Annotated in this window: 5 protein-coding genes; all 5 read right to left on the reverse strand. The window is 62.0% G+C overall.

Annotation, left to right across the window (positions count from 1 at the left end; all coding sequences use genetic code 11):
• On the reverse strand, positions 1 to 280 hold a 280-nt coding region (locus EAE91_RS22590; protein WP_214090422.1), incomplete at its 3' end, for a DUF1795 domain-containing protein.
• Between the two features lie 48 nt (positions 281 to 328).
• Positions 329 to 2224: a type VI secretion system Vgr family protein gene (locus EAE91_RS22595; protein WP_214090423.1), complete on the reverse strand. Its 1896-nt coding sequence runs from the start codon at positions 2222 to 2224 to the stop codon at positions 329 to 331.
• A gap of 21 nt (positions 2225 to 2245) precedes the next feature.
• Complete coding sequence (locus EAE91_RS22600) at positions 2246 to 3586, reverse strand: VasL domain-containing protein (RefSeq protein ID WP_214090424.1); 1341 nt, start codon at positions 3584 to 3586, stop codon at positions 2246 to 2248.
• A 77-nt stretch (positions 3587 to 3663) separates the two neighbouring features.
• Entirely contained in the window at positions 3664 to 7209 is a 3546-nt protein-coding gene (gene tssM, locus EAE91_RS22605) for a type VI secretion system membrane subunit TssM (RefSeq protein ID WP_214090425.1), read from the reverse strand.
• On the reverse strand, positions 7206 to 7367 hold the full coding sequence (locus EAE91_RS24635; protein ID WP_280520303.1) for a type VI secretion system domain-containing protein: 162 nt from the start codon (positions 7365 to 7367) through the stop codon (positions 7206 to 7208). The genes tssM and EAE91_RS24635 overlap by 4 nt, the downstream gene beginning before the upstream one ends.
• Between the last annotated feature and the right edge of the window lie 11 nt (positions 7368 to 7378).

Raw genomic sequence — 7378 nt, forward strand, 5'->3', positions numbered from 1 at the left:
CCGGGCTTGTCCACTGGTAATCCAGCCGGCGGGCGGGTTGCTGGCTGAGGGTGATTTCGCTGCGCTGATGCTCCTGGTACCCGGGCAGATGGGTGCAAAACTGTTCCAGGGTCTGTTCATAGTAAGCATGGTTATCCATGCCGGCGGGAACCGGGGTGCGGCTGACCACCAGATTAATGCCGCTGTCGTCCGGCAGCACAAAGACATGCATGGATTCATCCCGCCAGTTGTCCGGGATAACCAGCGTGCCTTCATTCATCTGATAGGGTGTGTTTTTCATGTTTTATTCCGTTGTTGATTAAAATAATAAGCTGACAGTCGATAGCGGTCAGTTCACATTGACCTGTTTGCCATTGATGGTGATATTGGCCCCCTGAATGCTGATATTGCCGGCATTGTCGATGGTGATGCTGCCGCCGGCCGTGGCAATTTCGATACCCCCCGCCCGGGCCTGTATCTGGATGTTATTTTTGACGTTCAGCAGGCTGTCTTTTTCGACCGTGATTTGACGCAAGCCGGTGATGGCGCTGACTTCATTGCCGGTCACCTCTTTGTGGCGGTCGTTTCTGACCGACAGCATCTGATTATGGCCGATGCTTTCGGTGTGGTCGTTCATGACCCGGGTTTCGCGGTTATTGAGCACCACGGTGTTCATGTCCCGCTGGGCGTGCAGCGCCAGCGCTTCACTGCCTTTGGCATCCTCGAAGCGCAGCTCGTTGTAGCCTTCCCCTTTATGGGTTTTGGAACGGAAGGTCATCTGGGTTTTGCTGCCGGGCAGGTCCCCCGGCGGCAGATTGCTGGCATGGTAGGTACGCCCGGTGACAATCGGCTGGTCGGGGTCGCCGTTGAGAAAGTCCACCACCACTTCCTGACCGATACGCGGTATCGCCAGCATGCCCCAGCCCTGACCGGCCCAGGGCTGGGTGACCCGTATCCAGCAGGAGCTGTTATCGTTGCTCTGGCCGTAGCGGTCCCAGAGGAATTGCAGGCGGACGCGGCCGTAGGCGTCGCAGTAGATTTCTTCGCCGGCCGGGCCGACCACGCTGGCAATCTGCGGGCCCTCCATCACCGGTTTGGGTAACGGGGCCGGGCGCCAGTGCTGGTTATAGGGAATGAAGGTGAAGTCGTTGCGCAGGGTGGTGCCGCTCTCTCCGGCGGCCTGTTCCAGCGCCTGCGGCTGGCTGCCATGATGGGTGACGCCGACCAGCTGCCAGGGCCGGTTGAGGTCATCCCGGGGATGGCCGGTCAGGGTGAACAGCACGCCGGGCTGCATCGTCGCGGCATTACTTTCACCGTCGCCGGTCAGGGCATTGTTGCGCAGGGCTTCCAGCCGGTAACGGGTGAAGTCAGCGCCGTGCTGTTCATCTTTGAAGCGGCCGGGAAAATCGAAGTGTTCATAGCCGGTATGCTGGAGGTCCTGCTCCCGCATCTGATGACGGAACTCCGCCGCCCAGGCCGGGTTTTTGAAGGTGTAATCTTTGAGCTCGACCACCGCCGGCCGTACCTGCGCCTGGCGGGTCAGCCGGGTGATGCACAGTTGCCCGGCCTGTTCAGCGTCGTCGGGGTGATAGGGCAGCACCGGGCCTTTGACGACCGAGCCCGCATCGTCGGCAAACACCAGGGTGTTTTTATGGCCGGTGAATTCAAAGAAGTAAAAAATCCCTTCTTCGGCGGTCAGGCGTTGCAGAAAGTCAAAATCGGTTTCGCGGTACTGGACGCAGAACTCCCGTTCCGGGTGGGGATTGCGCAGGCTGAACGCCACATCCCGGACGCCGTTCTCTTTGAGCAGGGTGGTGAGGATAGTTTTGATATCCTGCTGCTGAAAAATCCGGGCATTCTGGCGCAGGGTGGCGCGCCACATATCGGGCCGGACTGTCATGTCATAGCGGGTCTGATGTTTGCCGGTATTGCCCTGGACAAAGCTGGCGACCATGCCGGTGACGGTGCGCTCGACGTGGCCGGCGCGCAGGATGGTGAGGGTGGCGCGCTGGTCGAGGACGGCGGCGAAATCAATGGCCGGGTCGGCACTGGCTAAACTGACGGTCAGCGTGAACGGGGTGGAGAGGGCCTCGTGCAGGGTAAAGCCGGCCACCACGAAGGTGTGCGGCGGCAGGCCGCCGGCGGTGAGGGTAAACTGTAACCCGCCGGCGCTTTGGGGACGCAGCCGGTCGGCGAGGTGCTGAGCGAGGTTGGCGGCGTCGGCGGTTTTTTTCTGAAATGACATATAAGGGTTCCTTTTCTGAATTTACGGGCGGTTTTTCTCGGGGAGCGCGGTCAGCCCGGCGGCTTGCTGCAACGCGTAATACTGGCTGAGCAGGGCGTTAAACCGGTCGTCGGTCTTTTTTATCAGCGCCGGTGAGACGGGCTGTCCCTGTTCGGCGGCGGCGGAAAGCTGGCGCAGCAGCTCTTCCAGCGGGAGGTCACGGTTGTGGCTGTGCTGGATTTGGTAAATCGCCGTTTTCAGGTAAGAGAGGGTGAAACTGCCCCGGTTGCGCTCCTGCGCCAGGATTTTGTCCGCCAGTCGCTGGAGCTGATGCCGGGTCTCCCACCAGTTGCCGGCGGGCGGCGCGTTTTCCAGCCGGATGGACTGTAACTGCTGCCAGTGCTGCGTTGCCTGCTGCTGCCGGCGGTCCTGCGGCCAGGTTTTTTGGGCCAGACGGGTGAGCTGCTCAGCCTGTTGCAGCACCACCAGCGGGGAGGTGTCCGCCAGCCGGGTTAACTGCTGCGCATAGGCTGGCAGGTCGGGATGAGATAACCAGGCCAGTCTGGCCCCGTCCGGGGTGTCGGTCAGGGCGGTCAGTTGCTGTTGTAATGGCCGGTAAAATCCCAGCCAGGTCCCGGTCAGGACGAATGCCCCCAGTAATATGCCCAGGCCGAACCCCTGTAATGCGCTCATCGGCCGCGGGGGCGGTGCAGGGAAACGGACCTGGACTTTAGGCTGACGGGCGTCATATCCCGCGGCGTCGTCGGTGTCCGGTTCAGGCGGTGCCGGTTCGGTGCTGGCGAGGTAGACCAGCGGCGGCATCTGCACGGGTCTGGCGGCGGGTCTGGGCAGGATGCGGGCCTGTTCCAGTTTTTTGGCGGTGTTCTGGAAGAACCACAGCAGGTTTTCGACCTTCGGCAGGCGTTTCAGGTCGGACTGCTGGAGCCGGTCGGCTATCAGCTGTAAGGCCCGCTCGGCCCGGTAAATCATCCGCAGGTCGCGGGCGGTGTAATCGTGCTGGCGCAAGGCGTGGCCGCAGCGGGTGTTAAACCAGTCGAGCAGGTCGGTGCGGACCGCCGGCTGCGGCGGCCACAGTTCATCCCACTGGCTGACCATCACCCCGGCCAGCAGTTCACAGCCTTCGGTAAACCCGGCCAGGCCGCTGAGCTGCATGCGGGCCAGGGTGTAGTAAATCGCGCTTTGCAAATCGACGCCGTGGGCGCGAAACAGCGTCAGGGCCAGGGATTCGATAAGCGGCCAGTTCACGGCCGGCTGAGACGGGTGGCTGATTTTGTTAATTTCTTCGCGTATGGCCGTGAACGCCGGCAGCGTCATCGGGTTGCCGCCGGCGCGGATAATCAGATTTTCAGGGCGTTCACTCATGGCTGTTCATCCTTTCACCTGCCTCCGCCGGTGCGGAGGGCAGGGGGTTGCTATTTTGCAGTGAATACCGTTTGCCGTTAATACAGCGTGTCAGGCAGTCTGAACTGACTGAACAGGCCGCCGGCAAACGGGTTGTCGGATTCATCCACGTAGATACGGTAGGTCATGTCGCCCCCGTCCACCGTGAACCGCACATCAAACGAGTCCTGACGCACGCTGGTCAGTTTGCCGCTGTTAATCAGGCGCAGCTGGGCCCACGGGCCGGTGAAGCGGATGGCGCGCGGGGATTTGCCGCTGGCGTCCGGTATCAGCGTGAGCTGGCTTTCCACCCCGGCCCGCATCGAGTTGGGCCAGATGAGGTGCGCAATGCTGCTGCGGCCGTGGGCGTAATCGAGCAGCTGGCCGTCGAGATTGAGCAGGCTGCGGCGTTTATTGCCGGTCAGGCTGAGGGGCTCGATGGCGAACTGGGTGCCCAGACCGTTTTGCGGCGAGAAGAAGGTGTCGCGGATACGGTCGGCCCGTTTCAGTTGTTCCAGCACATCCGGGCGGATAAGCTGCTGGCCGTCAGCGCTGTGGGTCAGGTTGTTTTCCACGAACGGTTTCAGGTTCTGCTGATAGAAGGCGTCCAGCGTGCCGCCGGGCCGGAAGAACCGCTCAAACTCACTGAGCGGCACATCCTCAGCGGCTGCCGGGTTGAACGGATAGCGTCCGGCCAGGTAGGTCTGGTACTGTCTGACGACGGTGTCGCGCCATTCGATTTCCAGCGAACTGACGGCTTCCCGCATCACCACCCGCCAGGCCTGTTCGGCCAGTTCGCCGGTCCAGCGGTTGAGCGGTTCCGGCAGGGTTTTCGCCAGCTGCTGCACGTCGAAAATCGGGTCGCTGTGATGCTGTTCAAGCCGCTGCTGCACGGCGCTCAGGGCGGCTTTACCCGGCACCGGGGCGTTCTGAATGCCCAGCAGGTAACGGTGCAGGGCCGCCAGTTGCTGATAAACCCCCTGTAAGGTGCTGTTTTTATCCCCGGACTCCTCCAGCACCGCGGTTTCCGGCGCGAATTCCCGGTGAATACGCGCCCGCAGGCGGTAATCCGGGGTATCAGGTAACGGCTGCCGGGCTTTGGCCGGCAGCGTCTCGTTAATCTCCGGCAGACGGGTGTTGTCGCTCAGGATTTGCAGGGCCCGGCTGATGGGCTGTTCGCCGCTGATAACCTGTTCAAGGGCGCTGAGGGCCTGCGGGATATCGGTGAAATCACGAATATCCAGGTTATTCATGGCCGCGCGCCAGGTGGCGGTGTAGTCTCCCAGGTACTGTTCAGTGATTTGTCGCTGGATTTCCTGCCGGTCCGTGTCGCTGTACTGCACGTTGTGTGACAGGTTCAGGACCCAGCTGTCCATGACGGTGAGGTCGATCAGCTGGTCGTCCTGTTTGACGAAGTAGTTGTTCAGGCCGTTTATCGTCAGGAACTGCGGGATAATCAGTTGTTTGTCATTATTGGCAATAAAGAGGCGGTCAAAGCCCGGGCCAATCTGGTCGCGCAGGTTGAGGGGCGGCGGCAGTGAATCCCGGGCTTTAAGGCGCAGGTTCTGGTAGACCCGCTGATAAATCGAGAGCTGGCTCAGTTCTTTCTCGGCATTCATGAGCGGCAGTTTGTAAGGCGCAAAGCTGCTGATAGCGGCCTGATCGCCCGCCTCCCGCGCGGCCCGCCAGTCGGTGTGATCCAGCGCATAGTCCAGATGAGTCAGTAACTGTTGCTGTAACAGGCGCTGGCCGTTAAACGCCCGGCTCCAGCGCGCCTGCATATAGTGTTCGACCAGCGATTTATGGCGGCCGCTGCCGTCTTCCAGCATCCGCATGATACGCAGGACGGCCAGTTTTTCTTCGCTGCCTTTCGGTGCCCGGTTCAGGTCATCCAGCAGGCCGTTCATTAAGGCCGGCAGAAAGCGCTGAGACAGCAGTTGCAGGTAGGTGTTTTCCACATACGGGCCGACCTTCGCGCCCTGATAAAGCCCCATATCCGCCAGCGGCCCTTTCTGATGGTAATCCCCGTAGGCCAGCGTGGCCTCGCGGACAGGATTGAGCAGGGGAAGCTGTAAATTGCCGTTACGGTCTTCGCCGGTGGGGGGCGGCACCGACAGGAAGGTTTTGGCCTGCGCCAGGACTTCGTCGCCGGCCCGGTAGTTCTTCTGATAGGCGGCGTGCCAGCCGGTCCACAGGGCCAGCACCCCGGCGGCACCCACGGTGGAGAAGGTCAGCAGTGTGTGGCGGTGGCGGCTTAACCACAGGCGGTTTTCCGCCGCCAGATTCGGTTCGGCCAGCAGGACTTCGTCAAACAGCGCGCGGGTGAAGTAGGGCACGGTGTCCGCCACCGGCCAGGTGGGAAAAGCCTGCGGCCCCAGGTGATACTGCGCCGCGGCGGACTGGGTAAAAATGTCATCCATCTGGCCGATTTGTTGCGATGAGGTGAGATAAACCCCCCGCAGGCCGGGCTGTGCCGGACCGCCGTTGTCAAGGAGCCCCTCCAGCAGCGGTACCAGCGCGGCGTGCAGCCCCTGTATCTGGCGGGTGAAGCTGAACAGCGGGCCGCGCTGACTGATGTCCACCTTATTGAGCATCATGTCCGGCAGGGCCGCGTTGAGCTGCTGCATCCACTGGTGCCAGAACCGGGCCAGCTCAGCGCGCCAGCTTTGCTCATCCTGCGCAGGCAGGCTAAAGGTGACGCCCAGGATCTGCGCGCGCTGCGTGCTGTCCAGCGACTGGAAGGCGGCGCTGAAACCGTGCAGCCGGTCGAGTTTGGTCAGCACCAGATAGACAGGCAGATGATGATGCAGGGTTAATCGCAGATCCTGCAGGCGCAGGTGCAGCGCGGCAATATCCCGTTCCCGCCGGGCTTTGTTGCCGGTCAGTAAGCGGTGAATGTCCACCGTCAGGATGACGCCGTTGAGCGGCTGGCGCTGACGGTTTTCGGTCAGCCAGGCGAGCAGGGCCTGCCACAGGCGGGCGGGCAGCTGGGGGTTGCCGGTGTCCGGCGGTGATACCGGGTCGATAAGGAAGCCGTCCGGGTCAATGATGACGGCTTTCTCCCCCAGCCAGCAGCGCAGATGCCGGGGCGGCGCGTCTTCCCCGCTCAGGGTATCCGGGGCGGCAATGTCAGTCAGCCGGCAGCCGGCCTGAATCAGCGCGGTTTTGCCACTGCCGGTGTTCCCCATCACCAGGTACCAGGGGCGCTGGTAGAGATAATCCCGGGTCCCCAGATGGCGTTGCAGTTGCGCTTGCCAGTGATGGAGATAACGGTCCTGACGGGTGATATCGGCCTGCGCCGGATCGACGGTGTTCAGTTCCCCCTCCAGCCTGAGTTTTTCAAGCTGGCGCAGGCGGCGCCAGATTTTTATCCCGACAACACTCAGGGCCAGCAGGAGAATAATCACCGTCGCCAGCCAGCGGGCAGACAGGGTTTCCAGCGGGTGAGTCTGTTTAAATTGCCAGCCGGGGCCCCACCACCACAGCCAGATGAGGGCCAGACAGGGCAGGAGGGCCAGTATCAGCGGGGCGGTGGCTTTCAGTGGCGGCAGTCGCGGCATCGCCGGTTTTTTGACAGGCTTGAGCAGTAGAGAAAGCCAGTTCATGGGTTAACGCTCCTGTTGGTGGTGGTCGCCTTTGCGGGGGCGGTCATCGGGGCTTTTTCTGCCAGTGCCGCCAGCAGGCCGGGTTCCCAGTCGGCGAGCGACAGGTGTTGTCCTGCCTGGCGCAGGTGGCGGTAATGTTGTTGTGCCAGCGCGCTCATGCCCGCCTGCT

The sequence above is a fragment of the Photorhabdus noenieputensis genome, assembly GCF_018448935.1.
Taxonomy (GTDB): Bacteria; Pseudomonadota; Gammaproteobacteria; order Enterobacterales; family Enterobacteriaceae; genus Photorhabdus; species Photorhabdus noenieputensis.

Excerpts from the sequence above, each read along its gene's own strand:
- EAE91_RS22595 (WP_214090423.1), bottom strand. The coding sequence starts at position 2,224 with ATGTCATTTCAGAAAAAAACCGCCGACGCCGCCAACCTCGCTCAGCAC.
- EAE91_RS22600 (WP_214090424.1), bottom strand. The coding sequence starts at position 3,586 with ATGAGTGAACGCCCTGAAAATCTGATTATCCGCGCCGGCGGCAACCCG.
- tssM (WP_214090425.1), bottom strand. The coding sequence starts at position 7,209 with ATGAACTGGCTTTCTCTACTGCTCAAGCCTGTCAAAAAACCGGCGATG.
- EAE91_RS24635 (WP_280520303.1), bottom strand. The coding sequence starts at position 7,367 with ATGAGCGCGCTGGCACAACAACATTACCGCCACCTGCGCCAGGCAGGA.